General features: G+C 55.8%; 24 protein-coding genes. 4 read left to right on the top strand and 20 right to left on the bottom strand.

The features are described from left to right. Window positions 1–95: 95 nt before the first annotated feature. Both secDF and JCR24_RS01550 read right to left on the bottom strand, forming a co-directional pair. Window positions 96–2,348 carry a protein translocase subunit SecDF gene (gene secDF, locus JCR24_RS01555; RefSeq protein ID WP_238979960.1) on the bottom strand — a complete coding sequence of 751 codons (2,253 nt, stop codon included), beginning with the start codon at window positions 2,346–2,348 and terminating at the stop codon, window positions 96–98. A 112-nt stretch (window positions 2,349–2,460) separates the two neighbouring features. Further along, a complete protein-coding gene (locus tag JCR24_RS01550; RefSeq protein WP_013524218.1) occupies window positions 2,461–2,748 on the bottom strand; it encodes a post-transcriptional regulator in 288 nt (95 codons plus the stop codon). 111 nt (window positions 2,749–2,859) lie between these two features. Between JCR24_RS01550 and spoVB the strand changes: the two genes are divergently transcribed. Beyond that, window positions 2,860–4,422, top strand: coding sequence for a stage V sporulation protein B (spoVB, locus tag JCR24_RS01545; protein WP_013524219.1), 1,563 nt, complete (start codon window positions 2,860–2,862; stop codon window positions 4,420–4,422). A gap of 66 nt (window positions 4,423–4,488) precedes the next feature. Continuing rightward, window positions 4,489–4,872 carry a TIGR04086 family membrane protein gene (locus JCR24_RS01540; RefSeq protein WP_033006360.1) on the top strand — a complete coding sequence of 128 codons (384 nt, stop codon included), beginning with the start codon at window positions 4,489–4,491 and terminating at the stop codon, window positions 4,870–4,872. Between the two features lie 163 nt (window positions 4,873–5,035). Here JCR24_RS01540 and yajC read toward each other — a convergent pair whose 3' ends face one another. The 15 genes from yajC to nadB form a co-directional block, all read right to left on the bottom strand. After that, complete coding sequence (yajC, locus tag JCR24_RS01535) at window positions 5,036–5,308, bottom strand: preprotein translocase subunit YajC (protein ID WP_023633728.1); 273 nt, start codon at window positions 5,306–5,308, stop codon at window positions 5,036–5,038. A 23-nt stretch (window positions 5,309–5,331) separates the two neighbouring features. Beyond that, window positions 5,332–6,474, bottom strand: coding sequence for a tRNA guanosine(34) transglycosylase Tgt (gene tgt, locus JCR24_RS01530; RefSeq protein WP_013144633.1), 1,143 nt, complete (start codon window positions 6,472–6,474; stop codon window positions 5,332–5,334). Between the two features lie 17 nt (window positions 6,475–6,491). Further along, a complete protein-coding gene (gene queA / locus JCR24_RS01525; RefSeq protein WP_013524223.1) occupies window positions 6,492–7,520 on the bottom strand; it encodes a tRNA preQ1(34) S-adenosylmethionine ribosyltransferase-isomerase QueA in 1,029 nt (342 codons plus the stop codon). 15 nt (window positions 7,521–7,535) lie between these two features. Further along, window positions 7,536–7,742: a DUF2905 domain-containing protein gene (locus tag JCR24_RS01520; protein ID WP_013524224.1), complete on the bottom strand. Its 207-nt coding sequence runs from the start codon at window positions 7,740–7,742 to the stop codon at window positions 7,536–7,538. After that, entirely contained in the window at window positions 7,739–8,740 is a 1,002-nt protein-coding gene (ruvB, locus tag JCR24_RS01515) for a Holliday junction branch migration DNA helicase RuvB (protein ID WP_021321863.1), read from the bottom strand. Before ruvB ends, JCR24_RS01520 begins: the two co-directional genes overlap by 4 nt. A gap of 25 nt (window positions 8,741–8,765) precedes the next feature. After that, window positions 8,766–9,350 (bottom strand): Holliday junction branch migration protein RuvA, encoded by a 585-nt coding sequence (gene ruvA / locus JCR24_RS01510; protein WP_011232068.1) that lies wholly within the window; start codon window positions 9,348–9,350, stop codon window positions 8,766–8,768. Window positions 9,351–9,453: 103 nt separating this feature from the next. Further along, complete coding sequence (locus JCR24_RS01505; protein WP_011232069.1) at window positions 9,454–9,930, bottom strand: intercompartmental signaling factor BofC; 477 nt, start codon at window positions 9,928–9,930, stop codon at window positions 9,454–9,456. Between the two features lie 227 nt (window positions 9,931–10,157). Further along, on the bottom strand, window positions 10,158–10,898 hold the full coding sequence (locus tag JCR24_RS01500; RefSeq protein WP_014196414.1) for a YebC/PmpR family DNA-binding transcriptional regulator: 741 nt from the start codon (window positions 10,896–10,898) through the stop codon (window positions 10,158–10,160). Between the two features lie 138 nt (window positions 10,899–11,036). Then, window positions 11,037–11,771: a YhcN/YlaJ family sporulation lipoprotein gene (locus JCR24_RS01495; protein ID WP_011232071.1), complete on the bottom strand. Its 735-nt coding sequence runs from the start codon at window positions 11,769–11,771 to the stop codon at window positions 11,037–11,039. A gap of 115 nt (window positions 11,772–11,886) precedes the next feature. Continuing rightward, on the bottom strand, window positions 11,887–12,627 hold the full coding sequence (nadE, locus tag JCR24_RS01490) for an NAD(+) synthase (RefSeq protein ID WP_011232072.1): 741 nt from the start codon (window positions 12,625–12,627) through the stop codon (window positions 11,887–11,889). 34 nt (window positions 12,628–12,661) lie between these two features. Beyond that, window positions 12,662–13,606 carry a phosphotransferase gene (locus JCR24_RS01485; RefSeq protein ID WP_011232073.1) on the bottom strand — a complete coding sequence of 315 codons (945 nt, stop codon included), beginning with the start codon at window positions 13,604–13,606 and terminating at the stop codon, window positions 12,662–12,664. Then, window positions 13,590–15,209, bottom strand: coding sequence for a SafA/ExsA family spore coat assembly protein (gene safA, locus JCR24_RS17515; protein WP_238979959.1), 1,620 nt, complete (start codon window positions 15,207–15,209; stop codon window positions 13,590–13,592). Before safA ends, JCR24_RS01485 begins: the two co-directional genes overlap by 17 nt. A 158-nt stretch (window positions 15,210–15,367) precedes the next feature. Next, window positions 15,368–16,471 carry a quinolinate synthase NadA gene (gene nadA, locus JCR24_RS01475; RefSeq protein WP_238979958.1) on the bottom strand — a complete coding sequence of 368 codons (1,104 nt, stop codon included), beginning with the start codon at window positions 16,469–16,471 and terminating at the stop codon, window positions 15,368–15,370. Window positions 16,472–16,485: 14 nt separating this feature from the next. Then, entirely contained in the window at window positions 16,486–17,316 is an 831-nt protein-coding gene (nadC, locus tag JCR24_RS01470) for a carboxylating nicotinate-nucleotide diphosphorylase (RefSeq protein ID WP_238979957.1), read from the bottom strand. Between the two features lie 28 nt (window positions 17,317–17,344). Then, window positions 17,345–18,937, bottom strand: a complete 1,593-nt coding sequence (nadB, locus tag JCR24_RS01465) for an L-aspartate oxidase (protein ID WP_238979956.1) — start codon at window positions 18,935–18,937, stop codon at window positions 17,345–17,347. Between the two features lie 70 nt (window positions 18,938–19,007). Between nadB and JCR24_RS01460 the strand changes: the two genes are divergently transcribed. Continuing rightward, on the top strand, window positions 19,008–20,132 hold the full coding sequence (locus JCR24_RS01460) for an IscS subfamily cysteine desulfurase (RefSeq protein ID WP_238979955.1): 1,125 nt from the start codon (window positions 19,008–19,010) through the stop codon (window positions 20,130–20,132). Window positions 20,133–20,147: 15 nt separating this feature from the next. Continuing rightward, complete coding sequence (locus tag JCR24_RS01455) at window positions 20,148–20,687, top strand: transcription repressor NadR (protein ID WP_013144620.1); 540 nt, start codon at window positions 20,148–20,150, stop codon at window positions 20,685–20,687. A gap of 108 nt (window positions 20,688–20,795) precedes the next feature. Here JCR24_RS01455 and pheA read toward each other — a convergent pair whose 3' ends face one another. From pheA to obgE, 3 genes are read right to left on the bottom strand one after another with little or no spacing between them, the layout of a single operon-like run. Continuing rightward, window positions 20,796–21,644: a prephenate dehydratase gene (gene pheA / locus JCR24_RS01450; protein ID WP_011232080.1), complete on the bottom strand. Its 849-nt coding sequence runs from the start codon at window positions 21,642–21,644 to the stop codon at window positions 20,796–20,798. Window positions 21,645–21,665: 21 nt separating this feature from the next. Continuing rightward, window positions 21,666–22,109: an ACT domain-containing protein gene (locus JCR24_RS01445; protein WP_011232081.1), complete on the bottom strand. Its 444-nt coding sequence runs from the start codon at window positions 22,107–22,109 to the stop codon at window positions 21,666–21,668. Window positions 22,110–22,125: 16 nt separating this feature from the next. Further along, window positions 22,126–23,424 carry a GTPase ObgE gene (gene obgE / locus JCR24_RS01440; RefSeq protein ID WP_011232082.1) on the bottom strand — a complete coding sequence of 433 codons (1,299 nt, stop codon included), beginning with the start codon at window positions 23,422–23,424 and terminating at the stop codon, window positions 22,126–22,128. Window positions 23,425–23,613 lie beyond the last annotated feature (189 nt).

Here is a 23,613-nt window from a genome sequence, read left to right as displayed (position 1 = left end):
TTGCATCTGACGGTTAGTGTATCCATTTTCCGCCCCGAGCATTGCACCGAACAAAAAAGGCGCCGGAAAAGCACATTCACTTTTCCGGCGCGCTGTTACACCTGCGGTTCGGCCTCGGCCGCCGCTTTTTTGGCTCCTTTCCCTTTTTTGAGCTCCTGTCCTTTCCAAACGACCCAAAGCTGAGAAGCGATGCAAAGCGACGAATAGACGCCGCACACAAGTCCAACGAGCAAGGCGAGGTTGAAATTGCGGATCGCTTCGCTGCCAAAGATGAGCAACGCGATGACCGTAAACAAGACGGTCAATACGGTATTGACCGAGCGCGTAAATGTTTGCTGCAACGCCCGGTTGACGATATACTTCAAGTCGTCAACCGTTTTCACTTTCCGCTTTTTCATCAAATCCCGGATGCGGTCAAACGTGACGATCGTATCGTTGATCGAGTACCCGATGATCGTCAGCACCGCGGCGATGAATGTCAAATCGACTTCAAGACGCGTCAAGCTGAACACAGTGACAATGAAAAAGGCGTCATGCAACAGGGCGACGATCGCCGCCAACGCCATCCGCCACTCAAAGCGGATCGTCACGTAAAGAATGATGCCGATCGAGGAAATCAGCACAGCAATGAGCGCATTGCGAGCCAGTTGCTTGCCGACGACCGGAGAGACGGTGCTGATGTTTGGTTCGTTGCCATACGCTTGCTTCAATTCATTTTTCAGCTTGGCAATTTCTTGCTTATCGAGCACGCCAATCAAGCGGACGACGCCTGTTTTCCCATCCGTGCCGGACAGGACGACATCTTCCGGCTTGTAGCCGAGCCGCTCGAAATAGCGGCTCAACTCTTTCGCATCGATCGGCTGGCTGCTCGTCACCTCAACGCGCGTTCCGCTCGTGAAGTCAATGCCAAGATTCAGCCCCAGAGCAAACAACGAGATGACGCCGGCGATCGTCAATGCGCCAGAGAAAATGAAAAACTTTTTGCTATGTTTGACAAAATCCCAGCGGTCAAACTTCGTCGGCACTTCCGTTTCCTCGGTCGTTTCGGCAATGTTTAAGATTTCCGACTTTTTGACGCCAAACCACTCCGGCTTTTTATCGAGCCAGCGGCTTGACACAAGCAGTCCGAGCAACAGCCGTGTGCCGTAAACGGCGGTGAGAAAGCTGACGACGATGCTGATGATGAGCGTCGTCGCAAACCCTTTCACCGAGCTTGTCCCGTAAATAAAAAGAACAGCGCCGGCGATGATCGTCGTAAGGTTGGCGTCAAAAATCGTCGCAAACGACCCGCGGTTGCCAGCACGGAACGCCGACAGCATCGACTTGCCGAGCTTCAGCTCCTCTTTGATCCGTTCGTACGTAATAATGTTGGCATCGACCGCCATCCCAACCCCCAAAATCAGGGCGGCAATGCCCGGCAGCGTCATCACGACGTTCATCCAATCAAACAAAAGCAAAATCAAATAAATGTATACCGACAGCGTAATGACGGCGATGATCCCGGGAAGCCGGTAAAACCAAATCATGAACAAGAAGATCGCCGCCACACCGATGATGCCGGCCAACACCGTTTTTTGCAGGGCGTTTTTCCCAAACTGAGCGCCGACGGACGTGGAGTAAATTTCATGCAGCTCGACCGGCAGCGCGCCGGCATTGAGCAAATCGGCCAGCTGTTGCGCTTCTTTGACCGTAAAATTGCCGACGATCGACACATCCGTCTGATTGAACACTTGGTTGACTGAAGCGGCGGAAATAAATTTCGGATCAGCTTTGCCCGCTTCTTTCCGGTAGGAGTCCACCCCTTCTTTAAAATCGAGCCAAATGACTAAAATGTTGTTTGGCGGCCCCATTTTATATACTTTTTCCGTCACCTGGCGGAACTTGTCGGCGTCTTTCAATTTCAGAGCGACGCTCGGCCGGCCGTTTTCATCAAACGACAGCTTCGCTCCGCCTTGGACGAGGTCGCTTCCATCCATAAGCACGTTGTCATTGACATCGCGGAACGTCAATTTCGCCTGCGTGGACAAAATTTCGCGCGCCTCATTTTGGTCTTTCACCCCGGCGAGCTGGACGCGGATGCGGTTTCCTCCCTCGATGTCAACGCGCGGCTCGCTGACGCCAAGGACGTTGATCCGTTTATTCAGCGCGCTGACGGTGCTTTGCAGCGTCTCTTGGTCAATCTTATCGCCTTTTTTGGCCGGCTTCACTTCATACAGCACTTCAAAACCGCCTTGCAAGTCAAGGCCCAGTTTGATGTTATGTACAATTCCTTGAATCGTCGGCCCCATCACTCCGGCGAACAAAAGCAGGAGCAGAAAAAAGGCGACGATGCGGCTTCGTTTTACCATTCTCCTTAAGATCCTCCTTCAACTTGCCTCGGCGCCGTCCGCCGCAGCGCCAAGCAAAACATTGGCCTCGCCTTCCATTATGAAACAGCAGCCGGCAAGTGTCAATTTTCCACTATAACAATTCCTTTAAAACCCGCTCCAACTCATCATCGCCGGCCGCCTGCTGCTTATACGAACGCATCGTCAAAAACATCATATACTCGCTCGGCGAAAGAGAGAAAATGTCGCTGACCAACTCATGCAGTTTTTTTTCCGCCGGCCGATGCTTCCACTTGCGGGAACATAAACATTCCCACAGCCCGTCCATCGTCACTTGCGTATAGCCGAGAAGACGAAACTCATCGCACTTCGACTCGAGCGCCGGCATGAGCTGTTCGCGCAGCTTCCGGTTTTCATCCATCCCCCATACCCCCTTGTATCCATTGCCGCCTGCCAATCTTGTCATGCTTGGCCATGGGCCTTGCATATATTGTATAAAAGACGGAGGCATTTGAGAAGGCAGGGGGAGAAAATGTCTAAATTTTTACAAGGTACGGTCATTTTAATCGCCGCTGGCTTTATTACGAAAATTCTCGGCTTCATCAACCGAATTGTCGTCGCCCGCATGATCGGCGATGAAGGAGTCGGGCTGTACATGATGGCCGTGCCGACGCTCGTTTTAGCGATTACCGCGACGCAGATCGGGCTGCCGGTCGCCATTTCCAAACTCGTCGCCGAAGCAGAGGCGGCCGGCGACCGGCAGCGGGTGAAACAAATTCTCGTCGTGTCGCTGGCCACCACCGGCGCGCTAAGCATCGTGCTTCTGCCGGCGTTGATCGCTGCTGCGCCATGGCTCTCCCGGACGATGTTCACCGACCCGCGCACGTACTATCCGCTTCTTGCCATCGCTCCAATTGTGCCGATCGTCGCCATCTCTTCGGTGCTGCGCGGCTACTTTCAAGGACGCCAGCAAATGAAACCGTACGCCTACTCGCTCTTGATGGAACAAATCGTTCGCATCAGCTTGATCGCCTTATGCACACAGCCGCTTTTGCCGTACGGCGTCGAGTATGCCGCCGCCGGCGCCATGGCGTCTTCCGTTCTCGGCGAGCTGGCAGCATTATTGTATTTGCTGTTTTTATTTAAGGTTAAAAAATCGATTCGCCTGCGGACAAAGTTTTTTCACTACGTCCAAGCCGGCAAAGAGACGTTCGTCCGCCTCATGCGCATTGCCTTGCCGACGACCGGCGGCCGTTTGATCGGCTCGCTTTCTTGGTTTTTTGAGCCAATCGTCGTCGCCAACAGCTTGGCATTGGCCGGCATCGCCGCCTCCACTGCCACAAGGCAATACGGACAGCTTGTCGGCTACGCGCTGCCGTTGTTGACGTTGCCGTCGTTTATTACGTACGCGCTTTCGACCGCCCTGGTGCCGGCCATCAGCGAAGCCATGGCGCAACGCAAGCTGCTTTTGGTCGAATACCGGATCGCCCAGGCGATGCGCTTGTCGCTTGTCACCGGCGGCCTTTCCACCGTCGTTCTTTACTTGTTCGCCGAGCCGCTCATGCGCTGGATGTACGGCACAAGTGAAGCCGCGATCTTTATTCAAGTGATGGCGCCGTTTTTCTTATTGTATTATTTCCAAGGCCCGCTGCAGGCGGTCTTGCAAGGACTGGACTTGGCGAACGCCGCCATGACGAACAGCTTGATCGGAGCAGTGGTGAAGCTCGTGTGCATCTTCGTCCTTGCTTCCCGTCCAAGTTTGGGCATTATGGGCGCGGCGCTGGCGACTGCAGTCAGCACCGTTCTTGTGACGTTGCTTCACTTTGCCACGGTCGTCAAGACGGTGTCTTTTTCCATCGATGCGCGCGAGTACATCAAAGCGCTTGGCGCCATCATCGCTGCGGGCGCAATCGGCTATGCGCTCTCCCGCCATCCGCTTTTGGCGGTGCCCGCACCGCTTTGGACGCTGCTTGCCATGGCCGCGACAGCCGCCCTATATGCCGCCTGCCTCGTTCTGTTCCGGCTCATCCGGCGCGAAGAGCTCGTCTACCTTCCGGGGCTGCACTGGCTGGCCGGCAAAAACAAGCGAAAATAAACGTCTAAACCTGTCCGGCGGTGAATATATTGTGGTAAAAAGCGTTTGGGCCAAGGAGGGATCGCGGTGTCACGGCTTGGCAGCGCACTGGTGTATGGAATCGCCACAGTTTTTGTGTTGGCGGCGCTCGTCAGCTTCATTTTTTCGTTGTTGCTCAAATGGACGGACATTCACGAATCGTCGCTCACCTGGATCGTGTTTGCCGCCTCGGTTGTCTCGCTGTTTATCGGCGGCGTTGTCGCCGGCGGAAAAAGCCAAGAAAAAGGATGGCTCGCCGGCGGGCTGACCGGCCTCTTATTTACGGCGATCATCTTTTTGTTTCAATTTCTTGGCATGGAAAAATCGTTTACCGTCGAACAATGGCTGTACCACCTTGCCTTTTTCGCCGCTGCTTCCTTAGGCGGCATCGTCGGGGTCAATTTGTCATCGTCGCGCTATGAACGGACGTAAAAACGACAAACCAGCGCAAAAGCAAAAGGTGTCCTCAAAGCAAACGGGACACCTTTTGTGATGGAGAGCGCGATGGTAAGAAACGAGATTGCGTCTCGCTCGCGCTTTTCACACCGCCGTTCAAATCGGCGCTCAAGCTTAGACGCCGATGGCCGCGCTTTCGCTACGCCTTGCTTTCCGCCACCACTTCTCTCACCGCGGAGCGGTCGAACGTCAGTCGCGTGCCGTCGCCGGCGCGAACGATGATTTTGTCCTCATCGACCGAGTCGATGATGCCGTGCAATCCACCGATCGTGATGATTTTATCGCCTTTTTTCAAATTCGCCTGCATTTGCTGGATGGCGCGTTGCCGTTTTTGTTGCGGGCGAATGAGCAAAAAGTAGAAAATCACAAAAAACAGCACAATCGGCAACAAATTGGCGATCGCTGCGTTCATGCAATCCCCCTCCTTTCCGGTCGTCAAAAGTTTTTTGCATTCGGCTTGTTGAAGCCGTAGCGTTCGAAAAATTCCTCACGGAAATCGGCGAGTCGATCTTCGCGGATCGCTTGTCTCACCTGCTCCATCAATTTTATCAAAAAATAGACGTTATGGTAAGACGTGAGGCGGATGCCAAATGTTTCATCACATTTGATGAGATGGCGGATGTACGCGCGCGTATAGTTCCGGCACGTGTAGCAGTCGCAGTTCGGATCGAGCGGCGAGAAGTCGCGAGCGTACTGGGCATTTTTGATCACCACCCGTCCTTCGCTCGTCATCACCGTCCCGTTGCGGCCGATGCGCGTCGGCAACACGCAATCGAACATGTCGATGCCGCGGATCGCTCCGTCGATGAGCGAATCCGGCGAACCGACGCCCATTAAATAGCGGGGCTTGTCCGCCGGCAGAAGCGGCGTTGTAAACTCGAGCACCCGATTCATGACCTCTTTCGGCTCGCCGACCGACAACCCGCCGACCGCATAGCCCGGGAAATCGAGCGACACTAAATCGCGGGCGCTCTGCCGGCGCAACTCCTCATACTCGCCGCCTTGGACGATGCCAAACAGCCCTTGCTCATTCGGGCGGCGGTGCGCCTTCAAGCAGCGCTCCGCCCAACGGCTCGTCCGCTCGATGGACTGTTTCATGTATTCATACGTCGCCGGATACGGCGGGCACTCATCAAACGCCATGATGATGTCGGCGCCAAGCGCATTTTGAATTTCGACTGCTTTTTCCGGCGATAAAAACAGCTTATCGCCGTTTAAATGGTTGCGGAAATAGACGCCTTCTTCCTCGATGCGGCGGAATTCGCTGAGGCTGAACACTTGGAAGCCGCCGGAATCCGTCAAAATGCCTCGATCCCAATTCATAAACGCATGCAACCCGCCCGCTTCCGCGACAATGTCATGCCCCGGGCGCAGCCAAAGATGATAGGTGTTGCTTAAAATGACGCCGGCCCCCATTTCCTTCAGCTCTTCCGGCGACAGCGTCTTGACCGTGGCGAGCGTCCCAACCGGCATAAACATCGGCGTTTCAAACGAGCCGTGCGGCGTATGGAGGATGCCAAGGCGCGCGCCCGTCTGCCGGCACGTTTTGATCAGTTCAAAGCGAATCGGTGTCGTCAACGTGCTCGTCTCCTTTCTCAAATGATGAGCATCGCATCACCGAAGCTGAAAAAGCGGTATCGCTCTTTGACCGCTACTTGATACGCGTGCAAAATATTTTCGCGCCCGGCGAGCGCACTCACGAGCATGATGAGCGTCGATTTCGGCAGGTGGAAGTTCGTCACCAGCCCATCAATCCCTTTGAACTCATAGCCCGGATAGATGAAAATGTCGGTCCAGCCGCTTTCTGCAACAAATCGGCCGTTATGTTTGCCGGCGATCGTCTCGAGCGTCCGTGTCGACGTCGTGCCGACGGCGATGATGCGGCCGCCCTGCTCCCGGACGCGGTTTAACGTCTCGGCCGTTTCCTCGCTCATTTGATAAAATTCGGCGTGCATATCGTGCTTCTCGACTTCGTCCACTTGCACCGGCCGAAACGTGCCAAGCCCGACATGAAGGGTGATGAAGACGATATGCACCCCTTTTTCGCGAATGGCGTCAAGCAGCTCTTCGGTGAAATGCAAACCGGCGGTTGGCGCCGCTGCCGAACCAATTTCACGGGCGTACACCGTCTGATACCGTTCCGGGTCGTCAAGCTTTTCTTTAATGTACGGGGGCAGCGGCATCTCCCCAAGTTCGGCCAATACTTCATAAAACAGGCCGTCATACGAAAACTCAAGCACTCGCCCGCCGTGTTCCAGCGTATCGAGGCAGACGGCTTCAAGCTTCCCCCCGCCAAAGGTGAGTTTCGTTCCTGGCTTGACTCGTTTTCCCGGCTTGACGAGCGTCTCCCAACGGTCGCCGTCCAATTGCTTTAACAGCAGCACTTCGACCGTTCCGCCCGTTTCCTCTTTTTCGCCGTAAAGCCGCGCCGGCATGACGCGCGTATCGTTTAAAACGAGGCAGTCGCCCGGATTCAAGTACGAAATAATGTTGCGAAACGTTTCATGGCGAATGGCGCCCGTTCGTTTATCGAGCACCATGAGCCTTGATGCCGCCCGGTCTGGAAGCGGCGTTTGCGCAATCAACTCTTCCGGCAAATGAAAATCAAACAAATCGACTTTCATGCAGTTCTCCTTCCTTCAGCGAAATCGTCCGAGCACGTAAAAAATCAACGATAACACAACGCTCAGCAAGATGGATGTCACAACGGGAAAATAAAACGTCATATTCCCTTTGCGGATGACGATATCCCCCGGCAAGCGGCCGAGTTTGACAAACTGCATGACAAACCCGACAATGATGAGCACAACGCCGATCGTCATGATCAACTTTGGCAAGCTGTTCACCGCTTCGGAACCTCCATTCCTAAATGGGTGTACGCAGCCGGCGTGACGACGCGCCCGCGCGGCGTACGCTGCAAGAGACCGATCTGCATCAAGTACGGCTCATACACTTCTTCAATCGTTTGTGCTTCTTCGCCGATGACGGCCGCCAGCGTTTCGAGCCCGACCGGGCCGCCGGCGAATTTTTCAATCATCGCTGAAAGCAGCTTATGGTCGATTTGGTCGAGCCCGAGCCGGTCGACTTGCAGCCGCTCGAGCGCCTCGACAGCAAGCGGCAGCGTAATTCCCCCCTCTCCGCGCACTTGCGCAAAATCGCGGACGCGCCGCAGCAAACGGTTGGCGATGCGCGGCGTGCCGCGCGCCCGACGGGCAAGCTCAAGCGCCGCTTCGCGCTCGATGCCGATTTGCAAGATGGCCGCCGCCCGCTCAATGATTTGGGCGAGTTGGTCGACGTGATAGTATTCGAGCCGGCTGATGACACCAAACCGGTCGCGAAGCGGCGCCGACAGCGCCCCGGCTCTCGTCGTCGCCCCGACGAGCGTAAATGGCGGCAAGTCGAGGCGAAGCGTGCGCGCATCCGGCCCTTTGCCGATCGCGATATCTAAGCAATAATCTTCCATCGCCGGATAGAGCACCTCTTCCACCGCCCGCGGCAGCCGGTGGATCTCATCAATAAAGAGCACATCCCCCGGCTCAAGCGAAGTGAGAAGCGCCGCCAAATCTCCCGGCCGCTCGAGCGCCGGTCCAGATGTCGCTCGCAGCTTGACGCCCATTTCATTGGCGATGATCACGGCGAGCGTCGTTTTCCCAAGCCCCGGCGGTCCGTACAGCAACACATGGTCGAGCGTCTCTTCGCGGAGCTTGGCCGCTTCAATGAACACTTTTAAGTTTTCTTTGATCTTATCTTGCCCGATATATTCATGCAAATATTGCGGGCGCAAACTCGGTTCAAGCGCAGTTTCTTCCCCTAAGACCTCCCCGGATACAAGCCGTTCCTCCACCGTCATTCCTCCCTTTGGCCGCTGTTTATCCCAAAAGCAGCGCCAGCGCCCGCTTCACATACTGTTCCGTCGACATCGCTTCTTCGCGGAGCGCCGGAATGATTTTCTCGATCTCCCGTTCAGCGTAGCCGAGCGCCTTGAGCGCCGCCACCGCCTCGGCGAGCGCACCGGAAAGCGGTGCGGCCGAACGTGCAGCCGCCGGCGCCGCAAGCGCCCCGAGCTTCCCTTTTAAATCCAAAATCATTTGCCGGGCCGTCTTTTTGCCCACGCCTGGAAACTTGCATAAAAACGCCTCGTTTTCTTCCTCGATGGCCCGCGCCAGTTCATCCGGACGCCCGGCCGCCAAAATGGCGAGGCCGCCTTTCGGCCCGATGCCCGACACTTGCAGCAGCTTGGCGAACAAGTTGCGCTCCTCGCGCGTTGGGAACCCGTACAAGGCGTGCACACCTTCGCGTACATATTCGTATGTATAGACGGTCACCGCCGCCTCGCGGCTTTCCTGAAACGCAAACGGGTTCGGCGTAAAGATCTCGTAGCCGATGCCGTTATGGTCGATGACGATATATTCCGGGCAGACGTAATCGACATACCCACGGATAAACTCGATCAATGGATGCTCCTCTCCTTTTTTCGTCCTTTCATTGTATCATATGATTTCATTATAGCAAAAAGAAATCCCGCGATGCGCTTTGCACCACGGGCTTTCGCTTGGTTTATTGGACGACCGCAAAATGGCGGTACATTTCGATCACTTGTTCATACCGCTCTTTCGAGAGGACGCGAATTCCTTTCTTCAGCTTTTCTTGCTGACGGCTTTCGAGCTTTTGCACGTCGATTTGGAAAAACGACTGGATGATTTCGCTCGACCGGCCCGGTTTGCCGTTGAAGATAGACAACGTGCCATCGTCCGTAATTCCGAAGTAGCCGTTTGTTTTTAACAACGGCGAAATGTCGTTGATGGTTTTGCGAAACACGATCGTCTGATCATCGAGCGTCACGAGTTGCCAACCGCGATATTTTTTCCATATTTCTGTCATCGAATCGACGGTTTCGGTGACTTTCTCTTCGCTCATCTCTCCGTCCAAGTATTGCCGCTCGAGCACAATCGTCATCTTAACCGGTGCGGCGGAGGCCGAATGAACCGGCAACACGATGGCGGCGATCCACAGTATGAGGGAAAGAATTCGCATCGTTTGTTCCTCTCTTCTCGGATGATGGTTCCTTTACGCCACTAGTTTCACCAGCGGACGCCATTTTATTCCTTGATCCATCAGCTTTTTTGCCAAGCAAGCTGCCGCCGATCCAAAAAGTGGGGCGGGGATTCGAGCCAACGGCGCTCGATCATCATATTCCATTATGTTCCACGACCTTCGAACGTATGTACAAAAAAATCCGCCGGCTTCGCCGACGGACGTCGCTACTCCTCAAGCACCGATTCGTCCAAATTATGGTACACTTCTTGGACGTCATCATCATCTTCAAGCGTATCGATCAACTTCAGCATTTTTTTCAAATCGTCGCCCTCAAGCGTCGTATACGTTTGCGGAATCATCGTAATTTCCGCGCTGGCAAACGTGAATCCTTGCTGTTCCAGCTCGTCTTTCACCGTTTCAAACGATTCGGGCGCTGTATAAATTTCGAACGATTCGTCCGTTGTTTCCATCTCCTCGGCGCCCGCTTCAATGGCCAACAGCAGCAATTCATCCTCATCAACGTTGTGCTGTTCGCGGTCAATCACGAGCAGCCCTTTGCGCTCGAACAAATAGGAGACGCAGCCCGTTTCCCCTAAATTGCCGCCGTTTTTCGAAAACGCCGCACGCACGTTGGCGGCGGTGCGGTTTTTATTATCCGTCAGGCAAACGACCATGACGGCAACGCCGCCTGGTCCATATCCTTCGTAGCGAATTTCCTCATAGTTGGTATGTTCTTGGGTTCCAGTTGCTTTTTTAATCGCCCGTTCAATGTTTTCGCTCGGCATGTTGGCCGCTTTCGCCTTCTCAATGACAAGGCGCAGGCTCGGATTGGACGCTGGATCGCCTCCGCCGCTTTTGGCGGCCACATAAATTTCCTTCGCCAGTTTCATGAACAGTTTGCCGCGTTTGGCATCTTGAGCATTTTTCCGCCGTTGGATATTTTTCCACTTCGAATGTCCAGCCATCGACAGTTCTCCTCTCATCGCAACGGAATGTTCCGACTATTACTATAGCAAAAAACGCGGAAATTGTCAGCCAAGCTCCAGCGAAGGAGCAGCCATGAAAAAAGGCGCCCCGCTTTTTTGGGACGCCTTTTTCGTTTGTCACCGAGTGTTTTCCGGCCGTTCTTGAATCGTGCCATCGATAAAAATGGTGCGCAAATCACGGCGGATTTCTTCCATATTGATTGGAGTCCCGCGTCGAAGCGCGTTGTCAATCGTGCGAATGCGGTGGTACATGCTCGGATTCGAGGTGACGCGCACCCGCTTGCCGTCCGCGTACGGAGCGACCGCTTGCTCGACACGCTTCTCAAGCCGCTTGGGATGGCGGGCGTCTGTGGCAATCGCGATGAGCGCCTGATCGCCATACACAACCGCGCGGGCATCGTCGACTCCGTTCACCGCTGCGGCGCGGCGGGAGAGCTTCTCAGCCAAACCGCCGGCATAGCTTCGGTAGTACGACGGGTGCGGATCGACGTTTAGCGAGTGCAAATGCCCATGGTAGTTGTAATCACTGTCACCGAAATCGACGTCGGGCGGAAGAGCCGGAACGTCCGTGTCAAACCGGGTCGCTGCTGGTCCTCCGAGGCGGCCGCCGTCCGTCAAATAATCGGTGACCGGACCGCGGCGCGCCCATATATAACGGTTGTCATAATTGAGCGCATTCGTCCCGTATCGGCCATAGCGGAAATCGTCGCCTCGCTCCGTCGAGTAAAAACCGATCGGTCTCGCCGCATCATGATAACGTTGCGCCCCTTCCTCATTCGCCCGGTAGTTGGTGCATGAGGCGAGCAATCCGGCGACCGACAACGCGCCGATCCATCTGACCGCGTATCTCAATGGAAAACCCCCCTTGGTTTCCTTCGCCCAAGGCTGGCATGAAGCCAGCCTTACGTTTAGCTTGCGGCAAACGCGGGGGGTTTATCGCTGTCAGTTCAACCCAACGAGATGACAGCTAAAACTTCGGCGGCGCAATCGCCAACTGCCGTTTATGATGCGAACGTTCATGAAGCCGTTCAATAATTTTCCGATCGCGTTCTGGAATATCTTCCCCTTTTAAATATTTATCGATCATTTCATACGTCGTGCCCATTTCGCTTTCATCCGTCTGCCCTTCCCACAGTCCGGCGCTTGGAGCTTTCTTGATAATTTCTTCCGGGACGCCGAGCAGACGGCCCATTTCGCGCACTTCGCCTTTTGTAAAGTGAATGAGCGGCACTAAATCGACTCCACCGTCACCGTATTTCGTAAAGTAGCCCGTATGCCATTCGGCGGCGTTGTCCGTACCGACGACGAGATAGCCGTAATTGTTGGCGACCGCATACAACGTCGTCATGCGCAAACGCGCCCTTGTATTCGCATCGCCGAGGCGCGCGCGCTCTTCGCTCCATTCCCCGATGGCTTTCAGCTCGGCCTCGACCGCGCCAAACAACGTCCGGTGCGCCTCGGTCAAATCGATGACCAAATGCCGGATGCCGCAGCTTTTCACCACTTTCAGCGCATCTTCCATATCTTTCGGATTGCTTTTGCAAGGCATAATCAGCCCCAGCGAATCGTCCGGAAAGGCACGCTTAATCAAATGGGCGACAACCGCCGAGTCGATGCCGCCGCTGATGCCGACGACCGCCCCGTTTAAACCGGCTGATGAGACTTGGTCACGCAACCATTGCACGAGTTTGTCAATTTTTTCTTGCATCCGCCCTCGACTCCTTTTCCAAAGATTCCATTTCTCATTGTAGCATAGCATAAAGGCGGCGGACAAACCGTTCTCTACGCTTGCGGTCAAACACAAGAGGGCGGCGGCGCGCGGCGGCTGACCGCCATTCGCGAAACACATCAGCCGGAAATAAGAGCGCATGCAAAAACCAGCGTTTTTCCAACCAACGGCGAAGCGGAGCGAAACGGGCGAGTGTTGAATATGACCAACCGATATACGGCAAGAGGCGATTGGCGTATTGGCAATAGTCAAGCCCGGGCGAGGCAAGAGCGGCCGCGTCATAGTCGATGAGGTACATCTGGCCGGTTGTGGTGCGCAAAAAATTATGGGAGGCGACATCACCATGAATGATGGCAGCAGAATCCGCCGTCAACTCTGGAGCATGCTCGCGACACGTTGATAGACAGTAATCCGCCCAGCGCAGCGTAAATAAAATGTCTTCTTTGTCCATGATCGTTTCAACAACAGGCAAATGTCGGCAAAACTCCTCATAGCGGCGCCGCCATTTGTCATACAGCTGCGCACGCGGCAGCCCCATCGCCTCCTGCTTGCTGCTGGCGATGTTTGCCGTTATGGTATGGTAACGTTCGAGCAAATGAAGTCCGTCAGCGGCGTCAGCCCAAGCGGCAAACGAGATTGGACGCGCTCCGGCTACATATTCCGTCAGCAGCCAATAGCATCCGCCGGCTTCAACCACTCCTCCGCGCCCGATCGGCATAGGGGCCGGCGCGGCGGAAAAACCGGTCTTCCTTAATGCGGCAAGAAGCCAGGCGTGCCGCGCGGCCGCAACAGGAAAGCGATACGCTTTGGCGACAAACATTCCTTGCCGGGCGGCAATGGCTAAGACATGCGGTTTCAATGCCACAACTTGTTGAATAACAAGCCGATATTGGCGGTCAAGAAGAAAAAAGAGACGGCCGGCGGCGTCTCTTTTCACTTGGTTATTGTTCCTCGCCATGCCCGCTCTCCTCATCCGGCGGTTCGCTAAACAAACGGGGGCCGGCGACCGGCGGGGCGGATGATGGCGGGTAGGATGGCGGCGAGTATCCCGCTGGACTTGTCGGATAAACGACGCCTGGCCACGGAAGCGGCGGCGCTGACTGCGGCGCATATCCGTATGGAGCCGGCAGGGCGTACCCTCCATAATAGTACGGGGGCGGCGCATAGGCCGGTGCATACCCAAAAGGCGGATAGCCGACAGGCGAGGGGTGCGCCGCAGGCGGCGCATAAACTGGCGTTGCAGCGCCGGGCGGCGGGAGAACGCCCCCTGCGGACGGGACAAACGGGGCGGCAACCCCAGGCCCAGAAAACGGCGGCTCTAATGATTCACTGCTGCTTTCGTGAATGCCGGGAAACGGCGCCGAACCGTTTTCCGGACTTTCACCGCTTTTCCCAACGGCCGACGGCGCAGACGATGGCGGATAGGACGTCGGCATGATCGGCAGCGGCGGCGCGTAAAAACCGCTCCCCGGCCAAACTGGCGGCACTGGCGTACATCCTTGGTCAGTGCCAAATATTGGGATCGTCGGCGGGGCGACAGGAACGTATGGAATGTTCGGCAGCGGCGGCGCGTCTTCGCTCTCAGCCGCCGGTTCCCCTTTCCATTCAGCTGGGCTTTCATTGTCCTCCTCTTTCATCATGTTGGGCAAAATATTGCTCGGCTTCGGCGGAATCGGCGGCACGTTGGCCAGCGATTGAGCGAACGAAAGTTGAGGAGGCGGGGCCACCGGCGGAATCGTATGCACAAGCGGCGGCACAGAGGCGCCTTTCGCTTTTGCCCCTTCTTTTGCCTCCGCTTTCGGCGTTTTTGGTGCTTCTTGTGCCGTTGCTTTTGGCGCTTTTTTCTCGACAGCCTTTGGCGTTTCGTTCATCGCCGCTTTCGGCGCCTCACCCGCCGGTGCCTTTGGCGCTTCATTGATGGGCGCATTCGGCGTTTCGTTCACCGGTACGTTCGGCGCTTCATTCACCACTGCTTTTGGTGCCGCTTTTGGCGCTTCCTTCTCGACGGCCTTTGGCGCTTCATTGATGGGCACATTTGGCGTTTCATTCACTGATACATTTGGCATTTCGTTCACCGGCACGTTTGGCGTTTCATTCACTGATACATTTGGCATTTCGTTCACCGGCACGTTTGGCGCTTCATTCACTGGCACATTCTCCGCCTTCTTCTCCGGCGCTTTCGGTGTTTCCTTTACGACTGCTTTGGGCGTTTTCTTTACCACTGCTTTCGGCGCCTCACCCGCCGGTTCGTTTACCGCTGCCTCGCCTTCCGGAGCAGGGGCGACAGCAGTGTCAAGCTCGGTATCAATGTGGAATGAGACGAACGGTTTCGCCTCCGCGTACGGGTGCTCTTTTACGTGCATTTTTTTGGGTGACACAGGCGCCTTCGTCTCTTTTTTGACCGGCACCCCTGCTGTCGGCACTTTGATTTTCATTCCAGGCATAATCATATTCGGGTCGCTCAAATGCCCATTTATTTTTTTCAATTGTTCAAAATCCACTCCATATTTTTGGGCGATTTTCCAAAGGGTGTCGCCCTTTTGGACAATATGGATTTTCACTCCATTCCCCTCCTAAACCGAGACTGTTTACGCTCGATCGAACCGATGCTTGTTTCCCGTTATCGTCTTTCAACACAATGTATGACGATGATCGTTGATTTATGATAAAAAAATCCCTGACCGAACGAGGATCCCTCCTCGTCAAGCCAGGGAAAAAGCTAGGCAAGCGAAAGCATGCGGTCGAGCGCCTCTTTTGCCTCTGCGGCGATGTCTTTCGGAACGGTGATGCGATTGACGATCGCTCCTTGCTCAAGCGATTCGAGCGCCCAGACGAAATGCGGCAAATCAATTCGATTCATCGTTAAACACGGGCACATATATGGATTGAGAGAAACGATTTCTTTGTCTGGATGTTCATGCTTCAGCCGGTTCACCAAATTCATTTCCGTTCCAATCGCCCACTGGGTGCCGGGTGGAGCATTGCGGATCGTTTCAATAATGTATTTTGTCGAACCGGCGTAGTCTGCTTGCTGGACGACCTCCCAGCTGCATTCCGGATGGACGATGACATGGATTCCCGGCTTCATCCGTCGAATATGCTCGATTTGTCGCACGGTGAAGTTTTCATGCACGGAGCAATGTCCTTTCCAAAGAATGACTTTCACCTTGTCAAGATCGTCCGCCCCTTGGAGCGTCTCCTCATGCGGATCCCACACCGCCATCTCGTCAAGACGGATGCCGAGCGCATAGGCCGTATTTCTCCCTAAATGCTGATCCGGCAAAAAGAAAATCCGTTCATTCCGTGAAAACGCCCAAGCCATCATCTTTTTCGCGTTCGACGAGGTGACGGTCGCTCCGCCATGGCGGCCGACAAACGCTTTAATCGCCGCGGTCGAATTGACGTACACAAGCGGTACGATCGTCTCGCCAAACCGCTCAGTAAGCGCCCCCCATGCCCGCTCGACTTGAAAAATATCGGCCATATCGGCCATTGAACAGCCGGCGCGCAAATCCGGCAAAATGACCGTTTGGCTGTCGCTCGTTAAAATATCGGCGGTTTCTGCCATAAAATGGACGCCGCAAAACACAATATATTCCGCCTCGCTGTTTTTTGCCGCGAGTTGGGCAAGCTGAAGCGAATCGCCAGTCGCGTCGGCGAACTGAATGACTTCATCCTTTTGATAGTGATGGCCCGGGATGAAAAGACGCCGTCCGAACCGTTCTTTCACCGCGCGGGCGCGTGCTTCGAGCTCGCTTCGTTCCATCGTTTTATACCGTTTGGGCATCTCATCCAGCCGTTTCAACTGTTCAAGGACGTTCACGGTTCTCCCCTCCATTATCGCAAATTGAAACTCATATCGAGCGCCGGGGCGGAATGGGTTAAACATCCGAGCGAAATGTAGTCGACTCCGGTCGCGCCGTACGCCGCCACATTCGCGAGCGTAATTCCTCCCGATGCTTCCGTGATGATCGGCTTCGGCACAAGCCGGACGAACGCCCGCACTTCATCCGGCGTCCGGTTGTCAAACATAATGACGTCCGCCCCGGCTTCGACCGCCTCGAGCACTTCGTCTTCCGTTTCCGTCTCTACTTCGATTTTCACCATATGCCCAAGCCGCTCCCGCACCATTTTGACAGCGCGGGCAATCGATCCACAAAAGGCGATATGATTATCTTTAATCATAACGCCGTCGTACAGGCCGAAGCGGTGGTTGTAGCCGCCGCCGCATGTGACGGCATATTTTTCAAGCATGCGCAGCCCCGGCGTCGTTTTCCTTGTGTCACAAATGCGCGTGTGGCTTTGGCCAATCAAGTCAACGGCCTGCCGCGTCACGGTGGCAATGCCGCTTAACCGCTGCAGCAAGTTTAGAATGACGCGCTCGCCGGACAACAGCGGCCCGACCGGCCCGGACACGGCGGCGATCGTTTCACCCGCTTGGACCCGTTCGCCGTCCTGTTTCATGATGGTTACTTCGACGCGTGGATCCAGCAACTGATAGCCCGCCGCAATAATGCCGACGCCGGCCACCACCCCGTCCGCTTTGGCCATAAACATGCCTGATGCCCGTTCATGAGCCGGAAAAATCATCTCGCTCGTCACATCGCCATCGCCAATATCTTCAAGAAAAAACTGTCGCAGCAGTTGTTCGAGCTTCAACCGGTTCATCTTTCATCCCTCCGTTTTCTTTGCCGCTTTACCGCCTAGCCCCAAGGCGGGCCCACTCTTCTTTCGTTCGCACAAGGCGCCGTCCCCGCCACTCCGGGCGTTCACGCGGAAAATCGCTCCGGTAATGACCGCCGCGGCTTTCCGTGCGCCCAAGCGCTGATGAGGCGACAAGCCAGCCCACTAGCAGCATATATCCTGTTTCAATCTCCTCTGCTGACAATCGTTCAAGGTCGCCATCCAGCCAATCCGGCAATGAAAACTGTTCCAACCAGTCGACCGCTTTGCGAAGCCGATCGCCGTCACGGACGATGCCGACAAACGTTGACAGCTGTTCGCGAATCAACGCCCGCCCGGGCAGCCGCGGCGCAAACGAACGGCGCGGATGTGACGGGGCCGCCTGCCGCATCGTTTTCGGCCACGCGGCACGGCGGCGGATGGCGCAGGCTGCCCGGGATCCAAAGACGATCGCTTCAAGCAGCGAGTTGCTCGCAAGACGATTGGCACCGTGCACACCGGTGCACGCCGCTTCCCCGACGGCGTACAAGCCCGGCAACGTCGTCTGCCCCCACTCGTTGACAACAATGCCGCCCATTAAAAAATGGGCGCCCGGCGCAACCGGAAGGCGGCCGGCTTCAAGGTCGACGCCATAGTCCTCACATAGCGCGGCGATCGTCGGAAAGCGGCGGCGGAAGTGAGACACGCAGGAAATATTCAAATAGACGCGGCCGCCTCGGTCTTGCTCCGCTGCAATCGCCCGGGCGACCACATCGCGCGGCGCAAGATCGCCAAGCGGATGGATGCCGTCCATCAACGGCCGTCCGTCTTCCGTTTCAAGCACCGCCCCTTCGCCGCGCACCGCTTCCGAGACGAGCCCGACCGCTTTTCCGCCGGCAACGAGCATCGTCGGGTGAAATTGGATAAACTCCATATCCGCGACCGCCGCGCCGGCGCGGTACGCCATGGCAATGCCGTCGCCGGTCGCCGTCGGCGCGTTGGACGTCACCGTGTACAATCCCGCGCATCCCCCGGTCGCCAACACGACGGCCGACGCCGGCCAAATGGAGACCGAACCGTCTTCCCGCTTCGTTTTCACCCCGACGCAACGCCCTTCTTCCACAAGCAAATCGATCACCTGCTCGCCTTCTTCCATCCATACGCGTCCCTCGAGCCGCTCAAGCAAAAACGAAACGAGCGCCTTGCCCGTCTGATCGCCGCCGGCGTGCAAAATTCGGCGGCAGCTATGCCCGCCTTCAAGACCGAAACAAAGCCGGCCGCGTTCGTCCTGATCAAACGCCATGCCGGCGTTGATCCATTCTTGCAGCCGCCTCGGTCCTTCACGGACGAGCCGTTCGACCATTCGTTCATCATTATGAAAGCATCCGGCGGCCATCGTATCGCGGAAATGAGCGCGCCAATCGTCGCTCTCTGCCAGCGCCGCGGCCACCCCTCCTTGCGCCCGCCATGAATTGCTGTCGGTGCGGCGCTTTTTCGTGAAAATGATCACATGTTCATGTTGCGACAAATGATCGGCGACCGTTAAAGCAGCCAGCCCACTCCCAACAATAATGACGCCACCTTCCTTCACTCTCGGACGCCCCTTTCTTTTCACCTGTCTTGACATATATATTTACACATATTTAAACTAATGACAAGAGGTTTAGCGAAAAAAATGATGCAAAGGCGGGGAGAATATGATTTATTTGGATTACGCGGCAACAACGCCAATGTGCCAAGAGGCGATCGCCGCTTACGCTGAAGCGGCTTCCGTTTACTTTGGCAACGAAAGCAGCCTGCATGACATCGGAACGAAAGCGAAACAACTGCTTGCCTTATGCCGGCGCGAACTCGCCGCCATGATCAACGGAGAAGCGGAAGGAATCTATTTCACAAGCGGCGGAACGGAAGCGAATGTTCTTGCGGTCCGTTCGCTGGCCGCCGCCTACCGGCATAAGGGAAACCACCTGATCACGACTGAAATCGAGCATGCCTCGCTCCATCATCTGTTCAAACAGTTGGAAACAGAAGGATATACGGTCACGTATTTGCCCGTTGACCGATTCGGGCGCATTCGGCTGGCCGATTTGGAACGCGCCATCACGCCGCAGACCGTTCTCGTTTCCATTCAGCATGCCAACTCAGAGATCGGCACGATTCAGCCGCTCACCGACATTGGACGCCTCCTGCGGGCGCACGGCATCCTTTTTCATAGCGACTGCGTGCAAACTTTTGCTAAAATACAGCTAGATGTTCAAGCGATCGGGTTGGACAGCCTATCGGTTTCCGCCCATAAAGTGTACGGCCCCAAAGGAGTCGGCGCTGTGTACATCAACCCGCGCCGGCATTGGAAGCCGGTATTCCCGGGAGCGACGCACGAATCAGGCTTTCGGCCGGGAACGGTCAACGTACCGGGTATTGCCGCCTTCATTACGGCCGCGCAGCAGCTCCATCGACGAATGGCGGACGAACAGTCGCGTTTGGAACGACTGCGGAATCGGTTGCTTCACGCCATCGCCGCCAAACAGCTGCCCGTGGCGGTGGAAGGCCATCCCGATTTCCGTCTTGCCCATATTATCGGTTTGTCCGTCGCTGGGTACGAAGGGCAGCTTGTGATGCTTGAATGCAACCGCGCCGGCATCGCCATTTCCACCGGCAGCGCCTGCCAAGTCGGGCTGCAAGCGCCGTCGCGGACGATGCTCGCCGTCGGGAAAACGCCTGAAGAAGCGAAGCAATTCATCCGCGTCTCATTGGGCGCGGCCACGACCGAAGCGGAGATCGACCAGTTCGTTTCCACATTGGAGCGACTTACATCGGCATGAAAGGAGGAATGGCAGGTGAAAGAGGAAAAGAAAATTTTAGGGGAAAGGCGGCGCCAGCTCATTTTGCAATGGTTGAAAGAAAGCGAAGCGCCGCTCACGGGGGCTGAGCTGGCAGCGAAAACGAACGTCAGCCGCCAAGTGATCGTCCAAGACATTTCACTGTTAAAGGCGCGCAACGAACCAATCATCGCCACAAGCCAAGGCTATTTGTATTTAAAGCCGGCTGAACCGGCCAAAACGTACACGAGGACGGTCGCCTGCTTCCATACGCCAGAACAGACGAAAGAAGAGTTGTATTTGCTCGTGGATTGCGGCGTGACAGTCAAGGACGTCAAAATCGAGCATCCGGTTTACGGCGATTTAACCGCTTCGATCATGGTGAGCAACCGCCTAGAAGTCGACCAATTCATCGCCAAAATCGAGGCGACAAAATCGTCGTATTTGTTGCAGCTGACGGACGGAACCCATTTGCATACGCTGGAAGCCGATTCACCAGTGAAGCTTGACGCCGCCTGCCGCGCCTTGAAACAAGCCGGCTTTCTCATCGAAGCGTAAACTGGACCTGGCCGAACATCGGTTCATTCCCTGCGGAATACTGCGCGGCGGGCCGTCTAAAAAGGAACAGGCGGACGGCAGCAGACCGCCCGCGTGTTTTTGTCTGTATCAAGCAAAATAATATGGATAGCTGCCCAACAGCTGCACTGTGCAGCCGAGCGCCTCAATTTCCGCGATCGCCCCCGGGATGAGGACGTCATCCATCGGCGCGTCGATGTCAATAATAAAGAAATAATTTCCAAGGCCCGTTTTCGCTGGGCGCGATTCGATTTTCGTCAAGTTGAGCCGCCGCCAGGCAAACGCTGATAACACTTGATGGAGTGCGCCCGGACGGTCTTGCGGCAGCATGACGACCACGGTCGTCTTGTCGCCAGCATAAAGAGGCGAAGCAGGCGAAAGCGGCTCTTTGCGCCGGCTGACGACAATAAAGCGCGTATGGTTGTAATCGTAATCGTGGACGTTTTCCTGCACGATCACTAGCCCGTATTTTTCCGCCGCCAGCCGGTTGGCGATCGCCGCCGCCGGCAAGTGCGGATGCTCGCTCACAAATTTCGCGGCGGCGCTCGTTGACGTCATCGGCACTTGCTTCGCCCCTTTCAGCACCGTATGCAAAAACTTCCGGCATTGGGCAATGGCGTGCGAGTGGGAATACACTTCTTTCACTTCGCGCCAATGAGGGGTGAAATATGGGTGCACCATCAAATGTTGCTCGATCGGCACAACGATTTCGCCGATGATCGGCAACGGCTGTTCGTGAATTAAATAGTCGAGTGTCAAATTGACCGATCCTTCCAAGGCGTTCTCGAGCGGCACCACGGCCGCTTCAATCTCTCCGGCCGCCGCGGCGTCAATGCAATCGGGAATCGTGTCATACGGCTCCCGCGGCTGCGACGGAAAAAGAAGAGCAGCCGCCGCTTCGGTGAACGTCGCCTTCGGTCCTAAATAACCGATTTTCATCTCGTTTGCCTCTCCCTTGCTTTAATACACTCCCGAACCGACAATTTCCACTTTTTCGACAAATTCGAGCTGTTTGAGCTTAGCGAGGAGCTCATCAATCTCCTCGTTCATATCGTTTGTGCTGACCGACAGCGTCACGTTCGCCCTCCCTTGAAGCGGAATCGTTTGATGGATGGTCAGCACGTTGCAGCCGGCCGCCGCCACAACGCCAAGCAGCTGTGACAACGTTCCGGAGCGGTCTTCTAAATGGAAAAAGAGCGTGACGATGTTTTCTTTCGTCACCGCTTGGAACGGAAAAATGGCATCGCGGTATTTGTAAAACACACCGCGGCTGATGTTGGCGAGCTGCGCCGCCTCGGCGACCGAGGCGGCTTTTTTCCGCTCAAGCAGCTGTTTAGCGAGCACGACTTTCTTCATCGCTTCCGGCAGGACGTCTTCGCGCACCAAATAAAATTTTTTCTCCACCGCACCTTCCCCCGCTCTATTCATCCCAGTCGTCGACAAACTCGAACTCGTAATCAAGCAACCGGATCGTGTCTCCGTCTTTCGCGCCGCGCTCGCGCAGCGCATCATCCACCCCCATCGCCTTAAGCTGGCGGGCGAAGCGGCGCACCGATTCTTCGCGCGAGAAATCCGTCATCTTAAACAACTTTTCAATTTTGTCGCCCGCCAAAATGAATGCTCCGTCGCTGGCGCGGGTGATCGTAAACGGCGGCTCCTCTTTTTCATATTTGTACACGACGCGCTGCACGGCCGGATCTTCCCGTTCATGAAGCGGGAATTCCGGCGTCGTTTCCAACAGGTCGGCGATGGCAAACAACAGCTCGCGCACTCCTTGTCTTGTCGCTGCAGAAATCGGAAAGACCGGCACCGCATCGCCGACTTTCTCTTTGAAGCGGCGCAAATTTTCTTCGGCGTTCGGCATATCCATTTTATTGGCGGCAACAATTTGCGGCCGCTCGGTCAAGCGCAAATTGTACTGTTTCAGCTCTTCGTTGATGACGAGATAATCGTTGTACGGATCGCGCCCTTCGACCGCCGCCATGTCGATGACATGGACGATGACACGCGTCCGTTCAATATGGCGCAAAAACTGATGCCCGAGCCCGACCCCTTGATGGGCCCCTTCAATCAATCCCGGCAAGTCGGCCATCACAAAACTGCGCCCGTCTTCCGTTTCGACAACGCCCAAGTTCGGAACGAGCGTCGTAAAATGGTACTCGGCGATTTTCGGACGGGCTGCGGAGACAACCGACAGCAGCGTCGATTTGCCGACGCTTGGAAACCCGACCAGCCCGACGTCAGCGAGAAGCTTCAGCTCTAAAATGATGTTGCGCTCTTCGCCCGGTTCGCCGTTTTCCGCAATTTCCGGCGCTGGGTTGGACGCCGTCGCAAATCGGGTGTTGCCGCGCCCGCCGCGCCCGCCTTTGGCGACGACAAACCGCTGCCCCGCCTCGGTCAAATCGGCGAGCACTTCGTTCGTATCCGCATCGATGACAACGGTGCCTGGCGGCACTTTGACAATCAAGTCTTCCGCATTTTTGCCATGCTGGTTTTTCGACATGCCGTTTTCGCCGCGCGGCGCTTTAAAATGGCGCTGGTAGCGGAAATCCATCAACGTCCGCAGCCCTTCATCAACGACAAAGACGACATCGCCGCCTTTGCCGCCGTCTCCGCCGGCCGGCCCGCCTTTTGGGACGTATTTTTCCCGGCGGAACGCGACCATGCCGTTTCCGCCGTCCCCGCCTTTCACATAAATTTTCACCTGATCAACAAACATGGCTGTTCCTCCGATTCGCTTCCATCATGGTATCATGGCGAAATGAGTATGACTAATACTTATTATTGTATACAGAGTCGATTCCATGATGTCAATATGTACGCAAGCACCGGCCGTCTGCGGGCTGGCGGGCGGTTCAAGCCCATCCGCCGCTTTCCGGTCCGATTGGATCGATCCGTCCGCACTCCA

The sequence above is a fragment of the Geobacillus sp. YHL genome (assembly GCF_022341265.1).
GTDB classification, from domain to species: Bacteria; Bacillota; Bacilli; order Bacillales; family Anoxybacillaceae; genus Geobacillus; species Geobacillus thermoleovorans.
Note: the sequence above shows the minus strand (reverse complement) of the source record. Positions and strands in the feature narration are given on the sequence as shown.

Bases quoted from the DNA above. Each gene is read 5' to 3' on its own strand.
- JCR24_RS01550 (WP_013524218.1), bottom strand. From the start codon at position 2,748: ATGGATGAAAACCGGAAGCTGCGCGAACAGCTCATGCCGGCGCTCGAG.
- nadB (WP_238979956.1), bottom strand. From the start codon at position 18,937: ATGTCAAGACAGGTGAAAAGAAAGGGGCGTCCGAGAGTGAAGGAAGGT.
- JCR24_RS01500 (WP_014196414.1), bottom strand. From the start codon at position 10,898: ATGGCTGGACATTCGAAGTGGAAAAATATCCAACGGCGGAAAAATGCT.
- yajC (WP_023633728.1), bottom strand. From the start codon at position 5,308: ATGAACGCAGCGATCGCCAATTTGTTGCCGATTGTGCTGTTTTTTGTG.
- queA (WP_013524223.1), bottom strand. From the start codon at position 7,520: ATGAAAGTCGATTTGTTTGATTTTCATTTGCCGGAAGAGTTGATTGCG.
- JCR24_RS01485 (WP_011232073.1), bottom strand. From the start codon at position 13,606: ATGGCGAGGAACAATAACCAAGTGAAAAGAGACGCCGCCGGCCGTCTC.
- nadC (WP_238979957.1), bottom strand. From the start codon at position 17,316: ATGAACCGGTTGAAGCTCGAACAACTGCTGCGACAGTTTTTTCTTGAA.
- nadE (WP_011232072.1), bottom strand. From the start codon at position 12,627: ATGCAAGAAAAAATTGACAAACTCGTGCAATGGTTGCGTGACCAAGTC.
- secDF (WP_238979960.1), bottom strand. From the start codon at position 2,348: ATGGTAAAACGAAGCCGCATCGTCGCCTTTTTTCTGCTCCTGCTTTTG.
- JCR24_RS01460 (WP_238979955.1), top strand. From the start codon at position 19,008: ATGATTTATTTGGATTACGCGGCAACAACGCCAATGTGCCAAGAGGCG.
- JCR24_RS01505 (WP_011232069.1), bottom strand. From the start codon at position 9,930: ATGCGAATTCTTTCCCTCATACTGTGGATCGCCGCCATCGTGTTGCCG.
- obgE (WP_011232082.1), bottom strand. From the start codon at position 23,424: ATGTTTGTTGATCAGGTGAAAATTTATGTGAAAGGCGGGGACGGCGGA.
- spoVB (WP_013524219.1), top strand. From the start codon at position 2,860: ATGTCTAAATTTTTACAAGGTACGGTCATTTTAATCGCCGCTGGCTTT.
- pheA (WP_011232080.1), bottom strand. From the start codon at position 21,644: ATGAAAATCGGTTATTTAGGACCGAAGGCGACGTTCACCGAAGCGGCG.